Origin of the sequence: Pleomorphomonas diazotrophica (genome assembly GCF_002844595.1) — a bacterium.
In the GTDB taxonomy this organism is placed as follows: domain Bacteria; phylum Pseudomonadota; class Alphaproteobacteria; order Rhizobiales; family Pleomorphomonadaceae; genus Pleomorphomonas; species Pleomorphomonas diazotrophica.
This window is the reverse complement of the sequence record NZ_PJNW01000006.1, coordinates 23,834-42,752: the sequence shown is the minus strand read 5'-3', so window position 1 is coordinate 42,752 and position 18,919 is coordinate 23,834. Positions and strand designations below refer to the sequence as shown.

Sequence of the window (18,919 nt, the reverse complement as noted above, 5' to 3'; positions counted from 1 at the left end):
CCCCAGCCTCAGGCATAGTGCGTCGCGGTACCGACGGTGAGGTACCACGTCACCAGCAGGCCGGAGATCAACGCCCCTGGCAGCGACGAGCCCGTGCGCTGCCAGGTGAAGGTCGAGATGAACCCCACTGCCGTGAAGACCGGCAGGAAGTTCAGGCCGACGATCGTCGACAGCGGCACCAGCGGCGGATTGTTGGCAATCGGGTTGATCAGCTCGCCCGTCAGCCAGAGGTGGCCGTATTGGATGGCCTCCAGGATGGCGAAGCCGAGAACGAGGGCCAGGACCGTCACGGCGTAGTGACGAACCGCCGGCGTGCCCGGCGCGCTGAAGTTGCGATGCAACATGTGCAGGGACACGACGAAGAAGGCCGTGAACGGCAGCACATAGAGCAGGTACGCCTTGAACTGAACCATGCTCGGCAGCTTCAGGGCGAAGAACCAGAAACGCAGGTCGATCTTGAGCGCCGCATCGGCAAGCCAGACGGCGACATAGCCGACGGCGACGACGGCAAGGGCGATGGCGAGCGATGGCAGTACGACACCCCTGCGCTCGAAAGATCGGGGCGACCAGCGCAACAGCGCCAGGGTGATGATCAGGTTGATGATCGCCCAGACCATGACCTGGCTGGTGAAGGTCTGGCGGAAGATCGCCGACGCCGGCAGCAGGACCTCGCCGAGCATGAAGGCCGGGTAATAGGTGATCGGCGGGATCAGCACGGTCATCCAGAAGGCGGCCAGCGTGCGCCGTCCCGGCTGCGGCTCGGCAACCGCTGCGCCGGTCGCGCCCGAGCGCAGGGCGGCAAAGGCCGGCAGGCCGAGCAGCAGGTCGAAGGTCCCGAGCAGGAGCACCACGAAACCCACCAGGGCGGCACCGGTGCCGATTTCCCGGCGGAGCCAGATCTGGTCGTCCGAACGCAGCGGCGTGCCGCCATCCAGCGTCTGGCCGAACCAGTCGACAGCATAGCCGATCGCCTCGTGGCTGATGTGATCGCCCGGATGGGTCACGGCCGGCTGCTGCAGGATGCGAGCCGTGCCCTGGCCGATGTCGCCATAAACCTTGCCGATCTCGATGGGCTCCTGCACGCCGAACACCGCCTGGATCTTCGGCGTGCTGCCGAGCGCGGTGGGCTTGGGGCTGCCCCACATGAGGCCGGCAAACTCGTCATACTTGGAAAAGACGACCGCGAGATTGCGCGGCCAGCTCGGATCGCCCTCCTTGGCGAAGGGGGCGCCGGTCGACGACCCCTCCAGCACCAGGGCCTTGTAGGCGTCCGGCATTGCAGCTGCCGCCGCCAGCACCGTCCAGCCGCCCATGGAATGGCCTTCGAGGCCGATGTTGTTCTTGTCGACAAAGGGCAGGCTGCGCAGATAGGCGAGGCCATCCGGACCGCCGAAGCCATAGCCGAAGGCCGGCGGATCGCTGTAGCCGTGGCCGGCCTGATCGAGGGCCACGACGACATAGCCGCGCCGGGCGAACTCGATGGCAAAGTCGCCCTGCGTCTCCCGCGAGTTGAGGTAGCCGTGCACCGCCAGGATGCCCGGTGCCGGAGTTTGCTCGGTGGCGTTGGGTGGCACATAGACGAGCGCGCTCATCCTGTTGCCCTTCTCGCCGGTAAAGCGCACGTCCTCGATCCGGATGCCGCCCGACGTCTGCGTGAAATGGGCCAGCAACCCGCCTAGCAGCATGATCACGGCACCGACGATGGCCAGCAATGCCCTGCGTCCCATTTGGTCCCTCCCTGGACTGATGATGGCCCATCCCCCGCGGCCACGCCGGTGCCTGCCTCTTCCCTCGGGCTGGCGCGGACGAACCGCCTTCCGTCACAAGCTCTCGGCCTCGCGAGCGGATGGACTCGCCTTGCCAATAAAATCGGCCCGTCATCCCACCGCCTAGTGACGGCCGGCGCAAAACAATGACGCAGAACGAAAAAGAGTCTCCCCAGTCGAAGCGGAAAACAAAAAGGCCCCGGAAACCCGGAGCCTTGTCTGCACTCGGCCATTCCAGACGGCCGCGTTTCCTTGTTTGCCTCAGAGATCGTCGTCCTCGTCGGACTTCGGACCGGAGAGCGCATTGAGCTTGGCGAACACCGCCTCGGCGTCGAGCTCCTCCTCGTCGTCGCGCGACGGGGCGCGGAAGCCGGAGAGCGCATCCGGAGAGGTCGTCTCTTCCACCGGCAGCAGGGTCTGCGTCAGCACCTTCTCCGGCGACGCCTTGCCCGCCTTCTCGACCTCCATGTCCAGCTCGATCTGCGAGCAGAGGCCGAGGGTCACCGGGTCGGCCGGCGTCAGGTTGGCGGAGTTCCAGTGGGTGCGGTCGCGGATCTGGGCGATCGTCGTCTTGGTGGTGCCGACGAGGCGCATGATCTGCGCGTCCTTGAGCTCGGGATGGTTGCGCACCAGCCAGAGAATGGCGTTCGGACGGTCCTGGCGGCGCGACACCGGCGTGTAGCGCGGGCCGCGGCGCTTGGCCTCCGGCACCCGCACCTTGGGGTCGAGCAGCTTCAGGCGGATCGAACCGTCCTTCTCGGCCTTCTCGATGTCCTCGCGGCTGAGCTGGCCGGTCAGGATGGGATCGAGACCCTTGATGCCCTGGGCCGCTTCGCCGTCGGCGATGGCCTTGACCTCGAGGGCGTGCAGCTTGCAGAAGGCGGCGATCTGGTCGAAGGACAGGGCCGTATTCTCGACCAGCCAGACGGCGGTTGCCTTGGGCATCAACGGGGTCGACATCGATAAATCCTCTTCGCTGGTCCACCGGCTCTCGCCAGCGGCCCTCCGTCTCGTATCACGATGACTGGGGAATGACCCCTATATACAGATCGCGCCCCCGTTCCGCAATCGAGCTGAGCCGGAAAATCCCGGTTTCAGCCGAAGGTCAGCACGATCTTGCCGATGTGGTCGGCTTCGAGACGGGTGTGCGCCTCCGCCGCCCGCTCGGCGGGCAGCACCCGATCGATCACCGGCGCCACGCTGCCGGCGGCAAGCAGCGGCCACACCTTGTCGCGAAGCGCGGCGGCGATCGACGCCTTGAAAGCTGCCTCACGCGGCCGCAGCGTCGAGCCGGTGTGGACGAGCCGCTTCTGCATCAATCTCGCGAAGTTGGCCGTGGCCTTCGCCCCGCCGAGAAAGGCGATCTGCACGATGCGGCCGTCGACGGCGGCGAGGTCATAGTTGCGGTCGATATAGTCGCCGCCCACCATGTCCAGGATCACGTCGACACCCCGCCCCTCCGTCGCGGCCTTGAGCACGGCGACGAAGTCCGCGTCGCGATAGTTGACGGCGATCTCCGCCCCGAGGCGGCGGCAGGCCTCGCATTTCTCGGCACTGCCGGCCGTGGCGAAGACGCGCGCCCCGAAGGCGCGGCCAAGCTGGATCGCCGTGGTGCCGATGCCCGAGGTGCCGCCATGGACGAGGAAGCTCTCGCCGGCCTGAAGCCGCCCCCGCTCGAAGACGTTGGACCAGACGGTGAAGAAGGTCTCCGGCAGCGCCGCCGCCCTGACCGAGTCATAACCCTCGGGCCACGGCAGACAGCTCCCGGCCGGCGCCGCGCAATACTCGGCATAGCCGCCGCCGGCCACCAGCGCCGTCACCCTGTCGCCGACCGAGAGGCCGCGCACATCGGTGCCTGTCGCCGCGATCCTTCCCGCGACTTCGAGGCCGGGGATGTCGGAGGCGCCCGGCGGCGGCGGATAGGCACCCTGCCGCTGCAATGCGTCCGGCCGGTTGACGCCGGCCGCCTCGACTGAAATCAGCACGCCGTCGGCGGACACGTCCGGCAGCGGCCGCCGCGTCGGCACCAGCACCTCCGGCCCGCCGGGACGGGAAATCTCGATTGCCAGCATCTCCTGGGGCAACGCGGCCATGACCGTCTCCCTGCCTGCGGATGGCGGCGAATCGCCGACCCGCTAACCCATGCCGGTGAGCCTATCTCCTCTTCGCCGGCTTGACAGGTGGTCCGGGCCGGCCTTCACTTCCTTGTGCGCCAACGAGGAGGAAGCCAGATGTCCATCGATGATGATCGGCCGGAACCGCCACCGCCCGCCCATGTCGTCGGCCAGGACCTGTCGCGCCTCTCTGTCGCCGAGCTTCGCGCCCGCGTCGACCTTCTCCATGCCGAGATTGCCAGGATCGAGGAAGCCCTCCGCCTCAAGGACGATGTGCGCAGCGCCGCCGATTCTCTCTTCAAGTTCTGAGGCGCATGGCTAACGGAATCCATCGAACATTATTCATTGTTAAGGGCCTGTTTACCAGTTTCGTTTATCAAGACGGTGATCCCTCTTTTGGATCACGAGTGGCTCCTGTCACTCTTTTGACGCCTCCCTGTTCAACTTAGGAAGGGCCGCCCCTGGCGGCCTTCTTTTTTGGCTGGTCCTTGCCGGCGGCGCCAACGGATTTGCCGAGACTCCCCACACGCTTTGCGTTAACCTTTCATTCACGTTCGATCCGGACCTGACCATTCCTGGCACGCCGGTTGCGACCCTGAGCGCATAGTCGGACGACTGTTCCGGAAGGGGATGCATTTTTCCCTTCTGGGGATTGCGGGGAAGAGCGGCCCGAGCCGCCAGCTTTTTCTTTGCGACGGCGCTTTCGCAGTCCAAGCCATGGGCGCGAAGCCGGCCGGGCCGATCGTCCGAGCGTCTGGTGCAGAGGTGGCGTAATGAGTGATTTTTCCGGCAAGTCCCATTCCGGCACGGAGGCCATCGCCTTCGGTGCGCGTGCGCTCAATTCGGAACTGTTCCGCGAGCTGTTCCGCGAGGGCATGGCGCTGGTCGAGGAGACGGCGGGCTATCTCGACGGCGACGGCCGAATCGAGAGCCGGGCGCTCGGCCGCTCCGCCACGCTGGCCTATTCCACCGAGTCGATGCGCCTCACCACCCGCCTGATGCAGATCGCCTCCTGGCTTCTGATGCAGCGCGCCGTCAACGAGGGCGAAATGTCGCCCGAGCAGGCCCGCAGCGAGAAGAACAAGGTACGCCTCGACTTCCAGCCGCCGGTCATGTCCGGCCCGTTGTGGAGCGAGCTGCCCGCGACGCTCCGCGCCATCATCGAACGCACCGATCGCCTGCACGAGCGCATCGTCCACATGGACAAGGCGGTCTACGAGACCGCCGCCGAACCGGCCGCCAACCTCGTCGCCCGCGACCTCGACCGTCTCGCCAACGCCTTCGGCGCCCGCCGCGCCGAGAGCTGACCGCCACAAGCGGCTCGCCGGCGCGGAGAGGCGCCGGCGGACTGATGCGCCCCACCCCTGCCACAAAACAAAAACCCCGGCGAGCAGCACTCGCCGGGGTTTTCGTATCTACGCGGTCGCCGAACCTTACTTGGTGGCGAACAGACCGCCGAACTTGGAGTTGAAGCGCGACAGACGGCCGCCGCGGTCCATCAGCTGCTGCTGACCGCCGGTCCAGGCCGGATGCACCTTCGGGTCGATGTCGAGGTTCAGCGTCGCATCCTTGGCGCCGTAGCAGGAGCGGGTGATGAACTCGGTGCCGTCGGTCATGACGACCTTGATGTCGTGATAGTCGGGATGAATGCCCTGCTTCATCTTCTTGGTCCTTTCCGGCGCCCGCGAGGCGCAATCAGTGACGCCGGCCTTGTCGGGGCGCACGGTGTTGGGTGTCGGCCACGCTGCGGCTCATCAGAGGAACGAGCCGCCCCGAGGAAACCCTCGGGCGGCTCGCCTCCGGTCCACCGCATGGCCCGGTCGGGCGCCTCTATAGCGCAAAGGCTCGGCGCGGACAAGCACCGAGCAAGCGGAGGAGCGCTTTTCGCGCCGCCTCGCGAGCGTTTCGGGTCAGCCGGCCGCAACGACGGCCGGCACCTGTTCGCGAGCCTGGGCCTTGACGGCTTCCTGCACCTTCTCGAAGGCGCGCACCTCGATCTGGCGGACACGCTCGCGGCTGACGCCGAACTCCGTGGAAAGGTCCTCCAGCGTCATCGGGTCCTCGGCAAGCCGACGCGCCTCGAAGATGCGGCGCTCGCGCTCGTTGAGCACGCCGAGCGCCCGCTTCAGCATGGCGCGGCGCTGGTCGAGCTCTTCCGTCTCGGCCATCACCGTTTCCTGGTCGTCGCGGTCGTCGACCAGCCAGTCCTGCCACTCGCCGCTCTCGCTGTCCGAGCGCAGCGGCGAATTGAGCGAGGCGTCGCCGGAGAGGCGCCGGTTCATCGAGACGACGTCTTCCTCGGTGACGCCCAGCTTGGTGGCGATCGCCTCCACCTGATCGGGCTTGAGGTCGCCGTCGCCCAGCGCCTGCAGCTGGCTCTTGGCCTTGCGCAGGTTGAAGAACAGTCGCTTCTGGTTGGCGGTCGTGCCCATCTTGACCAGCGACCACGAGCGCAGAATGTATTCCTGGATGGCCGCCTTGATCCACCACATGGCATAGGTGGCGAGGCGGAAGCCCTTGTCGGGCTCGAAGCGCTTGACCGCCTGCATCAGGCCGACGTTGCCCTCGGAAATGACCTCGCCGATCGGCAGCCCATAACCGCGATAGCCCATGGCGATCTTGGCGACGAGGCGCAGGTGGGAGGTGACGAGCTTCTGGGCGGCGTCGCGGTCGCCATAGTCCGCATAGCGCTTGGCCAGCATGTATTCTTCCTGCGGCTCAAGCATCGGAAAGCGGCGAATCTCGTCGAGATAGCGGCTGAGACCGCCCTCTCCCGCGGCGATCATCGGCAATGTGGTACGGGCCATCGAGCACCCCCCTTAACGGTCTTGGGACCGCTCCCGAACGGACACGGCATCCCCTTCAGTGCCTTGCCGAGCAAGCACACTGAGAGACGAATATAGGAACGATCCCGGCATTTTCATGGGTAACCTATGAAAAAGCCTAAAGTTCCCGAAACGCCGACACCAAGTCTGCCATATCCCGAGGCAATCCGCTCTCAAAATGCAGGAGCTCGCCGGTCACGGGATGCTCGAAAGCGATCAAGAATGCGTGCAGCGCCTGTCTCTGGAAGGCCCGCACCGCCATCGCGGTCGCCTCCGGCAGACGGTTGACCTTGGTCAGGAAGTGCGAGCCATAGACCGTGTCGCCGACGAGGGGATGGCCGGCCGAGGTGAGATGCACGCGGATCTGATGCGTTCGCCCCGTTTCGAGATGGCATTCGACCAGCGAAGCGACGGCACCACGCCCCGCCTCCGTCGGGAAGCGCTCTGCCACCTCGTAATGGGTGATGGCCTCCTTGCCGCCACCGCCCCGGACAATGGCGATCTTGGTCCGGTCGGACGACGAGCGGCCGAGCGGCGCCTCGATGGTGCCGCGAAACGGCTCCGGGCTGCCCCAGACCAGCGCCAGGTAGCCACGCTCCAACGGGCCGGTGCGGCCATGGTCGGCGAACTGGGCGGCGAGCCCGGCATGCGCCCGGTCGGTCTTCGCCACCACCATCAGGCCGGTGGTGTCCTTGTCGAGCCGGTGGACGATGCCCGGCCGGCGGACGCCGCCGATCCCCGACAGGCTGTCGCCGCAATGGGCGATCAGCGCGTTGACCAGCGTGCCGGTCCAGTTGCCGGCGGCCGGATGCACCACGAGACCGGCCGGCTTGTCGATGACGATCAGCTCGTCATCCTCGTAGACCACGTCGAGCGGGATGTTTTCGCCCTGCGGCTCGGCATCCTCGGCCGGCGGCACGACGACGGTGAGCGCGAGGCTGCCGGCGAGCTTCCGCGCCGCGTCGGTGACGACGGCCCCGTCGACCGCCACCGCGCCCGCCTCGATCAGCGCCTTGAGACGTGAACGGCTGACATCGGGAAAGGCCTCGGCAACCAGCTTGTCGAACCGCGTCTTGGCGGCCACCTCGATGCTGGCCGTTCGCGTCTCGCCGCCGTCGTCGTCGAGGCCGATGTCTTCGTCGTCCGCCATGGATGCTCCTGAATGCCCGCTAGCCGGGCGGCACGTCGACAAACCGCGCCGGATTCGCTAAATGCGCCTATCGCAGAAATCCGCGCTGAAGGAAAGCATCATGGCAGGGCCGACCGACGACGAAGCCGAGGCGCCGCTCGACCCGGCCATTGCCCGCGTGCAGGCGCGCCTCAGGACCATGATGCTGATCGCCGCCGGCACGCTCGGCGTCGGCCTCCTTGCCGTCTTCATCGCCATCGCCTTCCGCGTCGCCCGGAGCGGCGACGACACCCCGCCGGCCGGCGGCGCCTTCCAGACCTTGGTCGAGGTGGTGACGCCCGGCACCGTGGTCGCCACCGACGTCGACGGTGACCGCCTGTCGCTGACCATCGACGGCCCCGAGGGCAAGGTCGTCGAGATCCACCACCTGCCGTCCGGCAAGCTGGTTGGCCGCGCGGTGCTGCTGGCCAAGTAGGCTTGACGCTGACGGCCAGCTGACCCATTTCCGCCCCGAGGCCACGTCCTCCCTCACCCGCGCGGGTGAGCTCCAAGTCCGGGACGGCCCGGCCCGACCGAAAGGAGGGCCGCCATGGCCTGGGTTTATCTTCTGATCGCCGGATTGCTGGAAGTCGTCTGGGCCTATGGCATGAAGCTGTCGGCCGGCTTCACCGAGCTGGGCGCCAGCATCCTCACCATCGTCGCCATGCTCATGAGCTTCGGCCTGCTCGCCGTCGCGATGAAGTCGCTGCCGCTCGGCACCGCCTATACGGTGTGGACCGGCATCGGCGCCGTCGGCAGCTTCGCGGTCGGCGTCGCCGTGCTGGGCGAAGCCGTGACGGCGACGCGGCTCCTCGCCGCGGCGCTGATTCTCGCCGGTCTCGTGCTGATGAAGCTCTCAAGCCCTCAGTAAGGGACGCTTCACTGCCCCCAGGCGGCGAAGGCGTCGGCGAAGGCTTTCTCGCCGGGGCTGCCCTTCTCGAAGGTGAGAATGGCGCGGCGGCGGTTGCCGTAGCGGATCGGAATGTCGATCCACGGCCGATCCTTCAACAGCTGGATATTGCGCGAGACATCCTGCTCCAAGCCGGACAGCGCCAGCCAGAACAGGCTGTCGGACACCTTGGCGACGGCGCCGGTGATCGGGTCGCCGCGCGCCTCCTCGGTCTGCTTGGCGATCATGCCCGGCGCTGCGTCGATGAACTTGCCCGCAAAGGCTGGCGGCACATCGAAGGAGAGCTCGACGATATGGCTGGCCGGCAGCGCCTGATCGTCGTTCTTGTGGATCGACAGGCGCATCTTGAGGCCGATCTCCGGCACCTCGATGTCGCCGCGCACCTGCGGCACCGGCTTGTCGCCGGGCAAGGCGGGCTCGTTGACGAAGGACCAGACCACCGACCCGTCGAGCTTGGTGCCGGGAGAACCCGGGATGGGCTCTTCATAGAGAATGGCCCTCTGGGCGACGGCGATGCCTTGGCTGGCCGAGGCAGCCGCGGCCGGCGGGCTCACCTGCGCGGCAGGCGCCGCCAGCGTGGGGCCAGTCTCCGGCGACAGGGTAGGCTCGGCCGGCGTCGCCTCAGCCATGGCCGTCGCGGTACCGGGAGCCGGCGGCAGGTCGGGATCGACGGCGGGTGGGGCCGCAACGGCTTCCGTCTGCACCGACACGGCATCCGGAGCGACGGGCGCTGCCGGCGCCTCGCCTTCGGCCGGCAGGCGATCCAGAATCTTGGGCGACAGACCATCGTCGGCGGTGGTCGCAGCGTTGGTTTCCGTCTGCGGCGCACTGGCGAACAGTTCCGCGAGGGGGTCCCGGAACGCATACGCACCGGCGCCGACAAGCGCGAGGAGCAGCAGAATGGCAAAGCCGATCAGCACCACACGGAGGCGCCGGCTGGCACCGGTCCGCTCCTCGGGCCAGGGCAGCGTCGCCGCCTCGCGCTGGGGCTGCAACCGCTCGGGTTCGAGCTTTTCCGATGTCCCCGTGACAGGCGGGTCCAGACGCACGCTGACCGGCCGTGGGGTGCCGAGATCCGGCTCGACGCGGTCGGCAGACGCCGGCTCGTCAACCTCATCGACCTCGCTCATGGCGTGGCGCGCTGCCCGCACGGCAGTGGACGACGCCTCGCCGAGCGTATCGGCCTGCTTCAACGTCCGCGACAACGCGCTGACGCCGACACCGATGCGCGGTTCGCCCCGCTCGTCGGGCAGCCGGCCCGTCGGCAGCCGAGGGCGCTCGGAGGGTGGGTTCGCCGGAGCCCGATCCGCCGGAGCCGCGCGGGTGGCGCCGCCGCTGCGCCCCGCCAACGGCTCGATGTGATGGAACGGATTCATTTCCGGCTGAGCGAGCGGCTCGATGTGCCGGAACGGGTTCATTTCCGGTTGAACGAGCGAGGCCAGCCCGCTGCGACGCGGCGCGGCGGCCGGCTCCTCGCGCGTGGCCTCCAGGTGCGGTTCCGGCTCGCTGCGGTGAGCGGCTTCCGGCGGCGGCTCCACCTTGGCAGCAGCGGGGGCAGCCGGCGGGGACGCGACCGGTGCCGGCGTATGGGCGTCGGCGCTGGCGGCCGCGTCTTCCGGCGGTCCGGCGACCTCGGCCTCGACCCGGCGAATGCAATCCTCGAGCGCCACGCGCTGGTCGGCGATCTCGGTCGGCGACAGCGGCGGATTGTAGGAGCTGAGCTGGCGGAGGAGGGCGACCCGAGCCTTCTCGTAGACGGCGCGCCTCGCCTCGCCGGACCCCGACGGCAGCGAGGAAATAGCGCGCTTCAACACGGGATAGTAGTCGGCCATGTACCGCATCTCTCGGCTTGGCGCCCCGCCTCGCGGCGGAACGCTGTTTCGATAGGACACCCGGCGGCCAGCCTTGCGACGGCGGCCGGGCTTTTTTGCGGCGGAAAGGCCGGCAAAACGTGGTGAATCACTTAATCCTGAAACGGATCACGCACAAGAATGGTGTCGAGCCGATCAGGACTGGTGGAAAGCATGGCTACCGGCGTACCGATCAATTCCTCGATGTGGCGCACATACTTGATGGCCTGTGCCGGCAGTTCGGCCCAGGAACGGGCGCCTGCCGTCGATTCCTTCCAACCTTCCATGGTCTCGTAGATGGGCTTCACCCGCGCCTGCTCTTCCTGGTTGGAGGGCAGGTAGTCGAGGGTGCGGCCGTCGATCTCGTAGCCGATGCAAACCTTGATCTCATCGAGTCCATCGAGCACGTCGAGCTTGGTCAGCGCGATGCCGTTGATGCCCGAGGCGACCACCGTCTGGCGTACCAGCACGGCATCGAACCAGCCGCAGCGGCGCTTGCGGCCGGTGACGGTGCCGAACTCCTTGCCGCGCTGGCCGAGGAAGTCGCCGACCTCGTCGAACAGTTCCGTCGGGAACGGACCGGAACCGACGCGCGTCGTATAGGCCTTGGTGATGCCGAGCACGTAGTCGAGCGCGCCCGGCCCCATGCCGGAACCAGCCGCCGCCTGCCCGGCCATGGTGTTGGAGCCGGTGACGAAGGGATAGGTGCCGTGATCGTTGTCGAGCAGCGCACCCTGCGCGCCCTCGAACAGGATGCGGGCGCCGGACTTGCGCTTCTCGTCGAGCAGCCGCCAGGTGACATCCATGTAGGGCAGGATGAAGTCGGCCACCGCCATCAGCTCCTCGCGGATGGTCTCGGCGGCGATCTCCGGGTGGCCGAGGCCGCGACGCAGCGGATTGTGGTGGGCGAGCAGCCGCTCGATGCGGTTGTTCAGCGTCTCGGGATGGGCGAGGTCGACGAGGCGGATCGCTCTACGGCCCACCTTGTCCTCATAGGCGGGGCCGATGCCGCGCTTGGTGGTACCGATGCGGGTCGACGGCGAGGCAGCGTTCTCACGCAGCTCGTCGAGCTCCTGGTGGATGGACAGGATCAGGGAGGCGTTCTCGGCGATGCGCAGATTGTCGGGGCTGATCTTCACGCCCTGCTCGCGGATGCGCGTTACCTCGGTGACGAAGGCGCGGGGATCGACCACCACGCCATTGCCGATGACAGAGAGCTTGCCCGGACGGGCGACGCCGGAGGGCAGCAGCGACAGCTTGTAGGAGACGCCGTCGATCACCAGGGTGTGGCCGGCATTGTGACCGCCCTGGAACCGGACGACCACGTCGGCCCGCTCGGACAGCCAGTCGACGATTTTGCCTTTGCCTTCGTCTCCCCACTGGGAGCCGACCACCACTACGTTCGCCATTGAAAAGGTCCCGTCGTTCAAGTGTCAGACCTTTCCGCGCCGCGCCGCCATCGCAGCACACACACGGAAAGCCCCGATACCTTGGGTACCGGGGCTTGACCGACTATAACGACGCCAGCCCGTCAATGAAAGCCGCGATGTCGGAAATCTGGCATTTGTCCAGCTTCCGGCGTACCGGATCGCCCCGAAGAGGCGTGCGCACGGCGGCCGGACACTTTAGGAAGGCATGGTAAAGCGCTTGGGTGAGAGGTGTTTCTTGGCTGATGACGGTCTCTGGTCGCGCCTCTATGGCCGACCCTATCTGCTGCTGGTGCTGTCGCCACTGTTCTGGGCCGGCAATGCGGTGGCAAGCCGCCTCGCCGTGGGCGAGGTGTCGCCGATGGCGCTGACCACCTTTCGCTGGTCGGGCGTGCTGCTGTTGCTCGCCCTCTTCGCCATGAAGCCCATCATGGCCGACTGGCCGGTGATGAAGGGACGCCTCCCCTACATGCTGGCGATGGGCGCGCTCGGCTTCACCTTCTTCAACGCCTTCTTCTATATCGCCGCCCATTTCACCTCGGCCGTCAACATCGGCATCATCCAGGGCGCCCTGCCCGGCCTCGTCTTCGTCTTCGCCTACCTGATCGCCGGCACGCGGGCCGGGTCGGGACAGTTGGCCGGCATGGCGACGACGCTGGTCGGCGTCGGGGTCATCGCCGTCAAGGGCGACCTGAGCACCCTCGCCTCGCTCGACTTCAACGCCGGCGACCTGATGATGCTCGGCGCCTGCGTCGTCTATGCCCTCTACACCGTGCTCCTGCCGCGTCGGCCGAAGATCGCCGGCCTCTCCTTCTTCGCCGGCCTGTCGGTGGCCGCCTTCCTCACCTCGCTGCCCTTCCTCGCCGCAGAGATCGCCATGGGGCAGTATGTGGCGCCGACACCCTTCGGCTGGGCGGTGGTCGCCTATTGCGCCGTCTTTCCGTCGGTGGTGTCGCAGGTTTTCTTCGTGCGCGGCGTCGAGTTGGTCGGCCCCGGTCGGGCCGGCGTGTTCATCAACCTCATTCCGGTCTTCGGCTCGCTCCTGGCGGTCCTGGTGCTCGGCGAGAGCTTCCGCCCCTATCACGCGCTGGCCCTGGCGCTGGTGCTCGGCGGCATCTTCTGGGCGGAATGGAGCAAGCGCGGCGAGGTAGCCTGAAACTTCGGTTTTTACTGGCGCAGGGTCAGCGTCGCGGTGATGCTGCTGTCGGTGTAGTCGCCGCCGGCTTCGCTCGACCGGACGATCTTGTGCTCGCCGTCGAGGCCCAGCTCCACCGACCGGTTGAGCTTGTATCCGAGCCCGGCCTTCAGCGTCGTGGTCGTGACCTTTCGATCGACACCGACATAATCCTCCAGCGTCAGCCCGCCGCCGGCCACAACGAAGGCGTTGGGCGCCAGCGCGTAGGTGACGGTGGTCTCGCCGATGCGCTTGACGACGCCCGACGCGCCGGCCGACGAGGTCGGCTCGAAGCTGGTCGTTGCAGTCCCGGTGAGGCGAAGAAGCTCGGTGGCGTCCCAGGACAGCGAGGCCGAGCCGATCACGCCGGAAACGTCGTCCAGGCTGTCTTCCTTGAGCCACTCATAGCCATAGCCGAGGGCGATCTCGCCCGTGAGGTCGTCGCGCGCCACGGCGACGCCAACCTTGGCCTCGCCACCAACGCCGCTGCGGCTGAAGCCGTCGCCGGCCGCCGGCCGGTCAAAATCGCGACCGAAGGCGCCAACCTCGACGAAGGGCTGCAGCACGGCGCCGCTGTCATGCGACAGGCGCAGCGACAGGGACAATGCGGCGTTGTCGAGCGTCGGGTCGGTCTCATTCACCGTCCGGTCAACGCCGAGAGCGGTCTTGAGGCCGACGATGCCGCCGAACCGCTCGTAGCCCAGCGTGCCGGAGAAGGTGTTCTCCTTGCCGTCCCCCGATGTGTCATCGCGCAAGGTCCAGCCGGCCGACGCCGTGAGGCGGTCAGCATCGGTGATGTCGAAGCGGCCGGAAAGGCGCGCGTCACCCTCCGGCAATGTTTCATCGATGCCGGCCAGCGACCGGCGATAGGCGCCGCCAAGACGCAGCTCCAGGCTGTTGCTCTCCCAGTCGGAGCGGGCCGTGAGGACGCCGTTCGAACGGAGGAAGGTTTCATTGCCCTCGACGGAGTGACGACGAAGACCTATGCCGGTCGAGGAGGTCGCATTCACCACCACGCTGCCGAGACGCAGCCCGAGCGGCTCATATTCGGCACGGGCGTCGGCCTCGCGGGTGACCGCCGGCAGGCTGGGCGCCACCGCCGGCAACTTGGCCGACTGACCGGGCGGCAGCGGCCGGACGACGGACCTGAGATCAACAGGAGCAAGGCTGGGGCGCAACAGGGGAATGGCGAGATCGGCAGGTTCGGACTTGCCAGTCCCGGAAGACTCGCCCTGCTCCATGTCGGCAAGCGATGGATCGGCGGTCGTGTTGACCGGCCTTGTCGGAAAGGTGCGCTTCAGGGCCGGCACGGCCTCCGCGTCGTCGGCGTCCTGCGCAAATGACGGCGCGGCGAGAAGGATTGACGCCATCGCCAGAGCCCGAAAGGTCTGCCGCCGATGCACGCCCTGCCTCCGTCGCCGCGCCCACCGCCCCGAGCGGTATCCAGTGTTGACGAAAGGTAAAGGGAATTGGTTAACGCTTCGTTAGTCTTTTCTCAGCCGGCCGGCGCCGGTTCCACCAGGAAACGGCCGTCGCGATGACCGGTGATTCGCACCCGCGCACCGACGGGAAGATCCGGTCCGTCGGCCCGCCAGACGGTATCGTCGAGCCGTATATGGCCCGAACCGCCCTCGATCGCCCGGTCGACCACGGCGATGCGACCGACCTGTCGGCCGAGGCGGTCATTGGCGAAGCCGTCGCTCTCCTTGGCTGCCCGGCCGTAAAAGCGCCGGCCGACCAGCACCGCCACTGCCGACAGCACGACGAACAGGATGAGCTCCACCTGCCAACTCAGCGCGACGGCGAGCGCCAGGAGGCCGACGACCAGTGCCGCTGCGCCGAACCAGATGAAGAAGGTGCCGGGCACCATCACCTCGATGCCGGCCAGGAGAAGCGCCAGCACCAGCCACGACCACGGCCCGAGATAGGCGATCAGTCCTTCAAGGACACCCATGATACCACGTCCTTCAGCCGCCGACCGGCGGCACGGCGCCGCGGCGGCGCGGCGTTCCATCCTGAGGGCCATCGCCAGCGAAGGCGGCGCGCGCCAGTTCGGCGATACCGCCGAGCGAGCCGATCAGCGCCGACGCCTCGACCGGCAGCATCAGGATCTTCTGGTTGGGCGACTGGGCAAACTGGCCGAGCGCCTGCGTATACTTGTCGGCGACGAAATAGTTGAGCGCCTGCACGTCGCCGCGCGCCACCGCTTCCGACACCATCGCCGTTGCCTTGGCCTCGGCTTCGGCAAGACGCTCGCGCGCCTCGGCATCGCGGAAGGCGGCCTCGCGCCGACCTTCGGCCTGCAGCACCTGCGCCTGCTTCTCGCCCTCGGCCTTCAGGATCGCCGACTGGCGCAGGCCCTCGGCCTCGAGAATCTGGGCACGCTTCTCGCGTTCCGCCTTCATCTGCCGCGCCATGGAGGCCACGAGATCGGCCGGCGGGTTGATGTCCTTGATCTCGACGCGGGTGATCTTGACGCCCCAGGCCTCTGTCGCCGCGTCGACCACGTGCAACAGGCGGGCGTTGATCTCGTCGCGGTTGGAGAGGAGATTGTCGAGGTCCATCGAGCCCATCACCGTGCGGATGTTGGTCATGGTGATGTTGAGAATGGCCATCTGCAGGTTGGACACCTCATAGGCGGCGCGTGCCGCATCCAGCACCTGATAGAAGGCCACGCCATCGACCGTGCAGGTGGCGTTGTCGCGGGTGATGATCTCCTGGCTCGGCACGTCGAGCACCTGCTCCATGCGGTTGAGCTTGGCGCCGATGCGATCGAAGAAGGGAATGATCAGGTTGAGACCGGGCTGAAGCGTGCGCGTGTAGCGTCCAAAGCGCTCGACGGTCCAGTTGTAGCCCTGCGGCACCTGCTTGATGCCGGCGAACAGAACGATGATCGCGAACAGAACCAGGGCGATGATCGCGATATCACCGCCGCTCAAAAACACGTTCATGAGAAGCCTCCCGGAAACGTCCTGTAAGTCTAGGCATTTCCGGGAGGAATTTCAAATGGTCGGCCGGACGCGCGAGCATGTCGAAGCCGCGTGAGCGGCTTCCGGCGCCAAGCGGCGCCCGCGCGGAGCGCGAAAGCCAAGGACCGGAGGTCCGCCGGCGACTGAGGCCGAGAAAAGGCAATCGCCACCGGCGATTGCCGCCTCAAGCAGCAACCGTCGCGGGATGGACGGGCGCGAGGCGGCCGGTCGGCCGGAGCACGCCCTCGGCGCCCTTGAGCGCGCCGGGAACGAGTTCGAGACCGAGGAAGCGGGCCCGCTCGAAGGGGCCGGGCATGGCGAGCCGCTCCATGCCATCCGTCGAGAAACCGAAGCGGCGGTAATAGGGCTCATCGCCTACCAGGACGACGGCGCCATGGCCGAGCGCCCGCGCCTTCTCGAGGGCAAGGCGCATCAGCGCCGCGCCGATGCCGGCGCCGCGGCAGTCGTCGTCGACGGCCAACGGGCCGAGCAGCAACAGCGGCATGCGGCCGGCCGCCGCTTCCCACAGGCGCACGCTGCCAACGAGACGATCACCGTCCCGGGCAACGAGCGCCAGCCCCTCGGAGGGCAGACGCCCCGAGCGAATTTTCTCCGAGGATTTGCGGAAGCGAGCCGGACCGAAGGCCCGGTCGAGCAGCATTTCGCGGGCAAAGACGTCACCCGCCTGTTCGTTCATGTAGGCGATCATCGAGGCAACCCCGTCCCCCGCCGCTCCCGGCGGGGCGATGAAGTCACAAGGAACCGGTCGGAAGCCGCCCGGAGTGGGTTCAGATCACGTAGGACTTGAGCGGCGAGAAACCGTTGAAGGCTACCGCCGAATAGGTCGTCGTGTAGGCGCCGGTGCCTTCGATCAGCACTTCGTCGCCAATCTCCAGGCTGATCGGCAGCTCGTAGGGCGTCTTCTCGTAGAGCACGTCCGCACTGTCGCAGGTCGGGCCGGCCAGCACGCAGGGCGCGGTCGCGGACCCGTCGTGGCGGGTGCGGATCGGGTAGCGGATCGCCTCTTCCATCGTCTCGGCCAGACCGCCGAACTTGCCGATGTCGAGATAGACCCAGCGCTGCTCGTCGTCGCGATGCTTCTTGGAGATCAGCACCACTTCCGCCTTGATCATGCCGGCACCGCCCACCATGCCGCGACCCGGCTCGATGATCGTCTCGGGCACGTGGTTGCCGAAATGCCGTCGCACCGCCTCGTCGATCGAGCGGCCATAGGCCTCCGTCGCCGGCACGTCCTTGAGATAGCGGGTCGGGAAGCCACCGCCAAGGTTGACCATCTTGAGCTGGATGCCGCGCTCGGCCAGTTCGCCGAAAATGGCGGAAGCCGACGACAGCGCGCCGTCCCAGGCGTCGAGATTGGCCTGCTGCGACCCGACATGGAAGGAGATGCCATAGGCGGTGAGCCCGGCGCGATGGGCGTGCTCCAGCACCTCGGCGGCCATCGACGGCTCGCAGCCGAACTTGCGGCTGAGCGGCCACTCGGCGCCGGCGCCGTCGCACAGGATGCGGCAGAACACCCGGGCGCCGACCGTGCCGGTCGCCTCGGCCTGACGGGCGATCTTGTCGACCTCGGCCTCGCAATCGACCGCGAACAGGTTGACGCCGAGCTCGAGGGCGCGGGCGACGTCGCGCTCCTTCTTGATGGTGTTGCCGAAGGAGATGCGGTCGGCGGTCGCGCCGGTGGCCAGCACCATCTCGATCTCCGGGATCGAGGCGCAGTCGAAGGACGAGCCGAGATCGGCGAGCAACTGCAGCACTTCCGGCGCCGGATTGGCCTTCACCGCATAGTAGATGCGGGTGTCGGGCAGCGCATGGCGGAAGGCATTGAAGTTGTCGCGGACGACATCGAGGTCGACCACCAGGCAGGGGCCTTCGGGTCGTCGGCTGGCAAGGAAGTCAAGAATGCGCGCGGTCATGGCCCTGGAACTCCGTCGTCCAAACTCTACGATCTGAGGATGAGCGACCCTCTCTCCGCGACCGGTGTGGACCCGGCACGCGCGAGCGGATGTATCCTCATCGCCTTCCGTTCCCGGAAGACGGTGGATGTCAGTTGCGGCCTTGAACCCCAAGCGCCCGGCGAAGATGCGCCGTGCGATCAAGATCCCAGGTCGTGCAGCCTTTGATTGGACGGATTGCTCCTATCCGCACGTCCGGCAAGGAAGTAGTGCCTCTTCAGTAACATCAGCGTTTGGAGCGCCGACAGAGACCAAAAAAGCCCTCTACGTCGTTGCTTTAAGTCGCGTCCGCCGCTTGAGAAGCGGCTTAGACCCGGTTTAACTCCGGTCACCGGTTGCCCTCGCCGGAACCGCCGTTAGCGGCCCTAGCGAAACCGGCACGCAACCACAGGCACGTGCGAAATTGGGCAAGGACGCATGTACTCTGCGTCGCCCCCTTCCGCAAGACCTCGAGACTCGAAAATCCGTTTGTGACGACAATTTCATGCGGTGTGCTCCCGCTGCGACACTCCGAACGGCGAGCGGGCGGGGCGCGTGTCGCGTCGCCTTGAACAAGTGCAAACGTCGCTGTCGAACCGACACTAGTTCAACAGGAAGAATTCGATTGTCCACTCATGGGAAACTATACGTAAAACAGCAGAAATTCGAGTGATTCTGCCGCTGGAAACCGATTTTTCATATTGACGGAACTCGCTGAATTCAGGTCATTAGAGTTAATGGGGCGCGACTGCCGGTTGGTCGAT

The 18,919-nt window shown here is 67.0% G+C and carries 18 protein-coding genes; 5 read left to right on the top strand and 13 right to left on the bottom strand.

The window, feature by feature from the left end; all coding sequences use genetic code 11:
* Positions 1–8: 8 nt before the first annotated feature.
* From CXZ10_RS10155 to CXZ10_RS10145, 3 genes are all read right to left on the bottom strand, one after another.
* The gene (locus CXZ10_RS10155; RefSeq protein WP_101289050.1) at positions 9–1,727 is read right to left on the bottom strand and encodes an alpha/beta hydrolase family protein; all 1,719 of its coding nucleotides are present in this window, start codon (positions 1,725–1,727) and stop codon (positions 9–11) included.
* Between the two features lie 300 nt (positions 1,728–2,027).
* Complete coding sequence (locus CXZ10_RS10150; RefSeq protein ID WP_210199897.1) at positions 2,028–2,726, bottom strand: DUF1013 domain-containing protein; 699 nt, start codon at positions 2,724–2,726, stop codon at positions 2,028–2,030.
* 134 nt (positions 2,727–2,860) lie between these two features.
* Positions 2,861–3,859, bottom strand: a complete 999-nt coding sequence (locus CXZ10_RS10145) for an NAD(P)H-quinone oxidoreductase (protein ID WP_101289049.1) — start codon at positions 3,857–3,859, stop codon at positions 2,861–2,863.
* Between the two features lie 138 nt (positions 3,860–3,997).
* On the opposite strand from CXZ10_RS10145, the gene CXZ10_RS10140 reads away from it, so the two are divergent.
* Both CXZ10_RS10140 and rcdA read left to right on the top strand, forming a co-directional pair.
* Positions 3,998–4,189 carry a DUF1192 domain-containing protein gene (locus CXZ10_RS10140; RefSeq protein ID WP_101289048.1) on the top strand — a complete coding sequence of 64 codons (192 nt, stop codon included), beginning with the start codon at positions 3,998–4,000 and terminating at the stop codon, positions 4,187–4,189.
* A 464-nt stretch (positions 4,190–4,653) separates the two neighbouring features.
* Positions 4,654–5,187: a protease adaptor protein RcdA gene (gene rcdA / locus CXZ10_RS10135; protein WP_101289047.1), complete on the top strand. Its 534-nt coding sequence runs from the start codon at positions 4,654–4,656 to the stop codon at positions 5,185–5,187.
* Positions 5,188–5,313: 126 nt separating this feature from the next.
* Here rcdA and rpmE read toward each other — a convergent pair whose 3' ends face one another.
* The 3 genes from rpmE to CXZ10_RS10120 all read right to left on the bottom strand — a co-directional run bounded on the left by rpmE (position 5,314) and on the right by CXZ10_RS10120 (position 7,855).
* Positions 5,314–5,541 (bottom strand): 50S ribosomal protein L31, encoded by a 228-nt coding sequence (rpmE, locus tag CXZ10_RS10130; RefSeq protein WP_101289046.1) that lies wholly within the window; start codon positions 5,539–5,541, stop codon positions 5,314–5,316.
* Positions 5,542–5,790: 249 nt separating this feature from the next.
* A complete protein-coding gene (gene rpoH / locus CXZ10_RS10125) occupies positions 5,791–6,687 on the bottom strand; it encodes an RNA polymerase sigma factor RpoH (RefSeq protein ID WP_101289045.1) in 897 nt (298 codons plus the stop codon).
* A gap of 136 nt (positions 6,688–6,823) precedes the next feature.
* Positions 6,824–7,855, bottom strand: a complete 1,032-nt coding sequence (locus tag CXZ10_RS10120; protein ID WP_101289044.1) for an RluA family pseudouridine synthase — start codon at positions 7,853–7,855, stop codon at positions 6,824–6,826.
* 100 nt (positions 7,856–7,955) lie between these two features.
* Here CXZ10_RS10120 and CXZ10_RS10115 point away from each other — a divergent pair, with 100 nt between their 5' ends.
* Both CXZ10_RS10115 and CXZ10_RS10110 read left to right on the top strand, forming a co-directional pair.
* Positions 7,956–8,309, top strand: coding sequence for a hypothetical protein (locus CXZ10_RS10115; protein ID WP_143741508.1), 354 nt, complete (start codon positions 7,956–7,958; stop codon positions 8,307–8,309).
* A 114-nt stretch (positions 8,310–8,423) separates the two neighbouring features.
* On the top strand, positions 8,424–8,744 hold the full coding sequence (locus tag CXZ10_RS10110) for a DMT family transporter (RefSeq protein ID WP_101289042.1): 321 nt from the start codon (positions 8,424–8,426) through the stop codon (positions 8,742–8,744).
* 8 nt (positions 8,745–8,752) lie between these two features.
* Here the strand turns inward: CXZ10_RS10110 and CXZ10_RS10105 are convergent, their stop codons facing one another.
* The gene (locus CXZ10_RS10105; protein WP_101289041.1) at positions 8,753–10,615 is read right to left on the bottom strand and encodes a hypothetical protein; all 1,863 of its coding nucleotides are present in this window, start codon (positions 10,613–10,615) and stop codon (positions 8,753–8,755) included.
* A 131-nt stretch (positions 10,616–10,746) separates the two neighbouring features.
* Positions 10,747–12,042 (bottom strand): adenylosuccinate synthase, encoded by a 1,296-nt coding sequence (locus CXZ10_RS10100; protein WP_101289040.1) that lies wholly within the window; start codon positions 12,040–12,042, stop codon positions 10,747–10,749.
* 256 nt (positions 12,043–12,298) lie between these two features.
* Between CXZ10_RS10100 and CXZ10_RS10095 the strand changes: the two genes are divergently transcribed.
* Positions 12,299–13,216 carry a DMT family transporter gene (locus tag CXZ10_RS10095; RefSeq protein ID WP_244617271.1) on the top strand — a complete coding sequence of 306 codons (918 nt, stop codon included), beginning with the start codon at positions 12,299–12,301 and terminating at the stop codon, positions 13,214–13,216.
* A gap of 11 nt (positions 13,217–13,227) precedes the next feature.
* Here CXZ10_RS10095 and CXZ10_RS10090 read toward each other — a convergent pair whose 3' ends face one another.
* From CXZ10_RS10090 to CXZ10_RS10070, 5 genes are all read right to left on the bottom strand, one after another.
* Positions 13,228–14,604, bottom strand: a complete 1,377-nt coding sequence (locus CXZ10_RS10090) for an outer membrane beta-barrel protein (protein ID WP_143741507.1) — start codon at positions 14,602–14,604, stop codon at positions 13,228–13,230.
* Between the two features lie 125 nt (positions 14,605–14,729).
* A complete protein-coding gene (locus CXZ10_RS10085) occupies positions 14,730–15,188 on the bottom strand; it encodes an NfeD family protein (protein WP_101289138.1) in 459 nt (152 codons plus the stop codon).
* 13 nt (positions 15,189–15,201) lie between these two features.
* The gene (locus CXZ10_RS10080; protein ID WP_101289137.1) at positions 15,202–16,173 is read right to left on the bottom strand and encodes an SPFH domain-containing protein; all 972 of its coding nucleotides are present in this window, start codon (positions 16,171–16,173) and stop codon (positions 15,202–15,204) included.
* 214 nt (positions 16,174–16,387) lie between these two features.
* The gene (locus tag CXZ10_RS10075; protein WP_101289037.1) at positions 16,388–16,912 is read right to left on the bottom strand and encodes a GNAT family N-acetyltransferase; all 525 of its coding nucleotides are present in this window, start codon (positions 16,910–16,912) and stop codon (positions 16,388–16,390) included.
* A 79-nt stretch (positions 16,913–16,991) separates the two neighbouring features.
* Positions 16,992–18,137 (bottom strand): type III PLP-dependent enzyme, encoded by a 1,146-nt coding sequence (locus CXZ10_RS10070; RefSeq protein WP_101289036.1) that lies wholly within the window; start codon positions 18,135–18,137, stop codon positions 16,992–16,994.
* Positions 18,138–18,919: the final 782 nt, after the last annotated feature.